This is a genomic window from Lactobacillus nasalidis, from assembly GCF_016587775.1.
In the GTDB taxonomy this organism is placed as follows: Bacteria; Bacillota; Bacilli; order Lactobacillales; family Lactobacillaceae; genus Lactobacillus; species Lactobacillus nasalidis.
The window spans coordinates 1-971 of the sequence record NZ_BOCG01000514.1; the positions used below are offsets into that span (position 1 = coordinate 1).

The following is a 971-nucleotide window of genomic DNA, read 5'->3' on the forward strand; positions in this document are numbered from 1 at the left end:
CCGGATCATATATTCGCTGGCAGAGAGCCGGTATTTTTTGCCTGAGCAGTTTCAGGAGCTGGTGGATCTGTGCTGGCGGCGGGGGCTGATCGTGACCAGCGGCCCGACGGGGTCAGGCAAGACCACGACCATGTACGAACTGGCCCGGCGGCTCAGCCGGACGAAAATGGTGATGACGATTGAAGACCCGGTCGAAGTTCATGAAGAGAGCTTTTTCCAGGCCCAGGTCAACGAAGCAGCGGGAATCAGCTATGCCAGCCTGCTCAAAGCCGCCCTGCGCCACCGGCCGGACGTCTTGATCATCGGCGAGATCCGCGACGAAGCAACGGCCCACCTGGCAGTTGACGCGGCCTTGAGCGGGCACCTGGTTTTGGCGACCGTGCACGCCAAGAGCACTTTTCAGACCATTTCGCGCCTTGAAAGCCTGGGCGTCAAAAACAACGAGCTGGTCAACTGCCTGACCGCCATTTCCTACCAGCGCCTGCTGCCTGGCCGGCAGGGCCCGGGCTGCCTGCTGGACCTGGCAAGCAGAGACGAATTGGCTGCTGCCCTGGCCAACCCGCGCCGGGGCGATTTCGAGTCCTGGGAGGAGAATCTGGCCGGGCTGGCTGAGAAAGGAGCGATTACGAGGGATGTGGCAAAGCAATACGCGTGTGGATAAGCTGAAGCGAAACGAGCAGGTGGAACTGCTGGGCTTTCTGGCCAACTGCCTGCAAAACGGCTTTTCTTTGACTAAGAGCCTGCAGCTGCTGCCCCTGCTTTGGCCCAAGAAGCGGGCTGTTTTGCAGCGGCTGGACCAGCAGATGCGCCAGGGTGAGCACTTGAGCAGCCTGCTGGCCGGCCTGGGCTTTGGCAAGACGACGGTGACCCAACTGAACATGGCAATGAGCCAGGGGCGGCTGACGGAGTCGCTGACCCAGCTGACGGTTTTGGGCCGGATGAAAAATGAGCAGATCAAGAAGCTGCAGGCG

The 971-nt window shown here is 61.0% G+C and carries 1 protein-coding gene and 1 pseudogene; both read left to right on the forward strand.

Translation table 11 applies throughout. From position 1 onward, the window contains the following. Positions 1-661 (forward strand): GspE family protein (locus tag lacNas_RS10090; RefSeq protein WP_201346823.1); only part of this gene is annotated, 661 nt, incomplete at its 5' end. Next, positions 654-971: pseudogene (locus lacNas_RS10095) on the forward strand (type II secretion system F family protein); the annotation flags it as partial. The gene lacNas_RS10090 and the pseudogene lacNas_RS10095, both read left to right, overlap by 8 nt.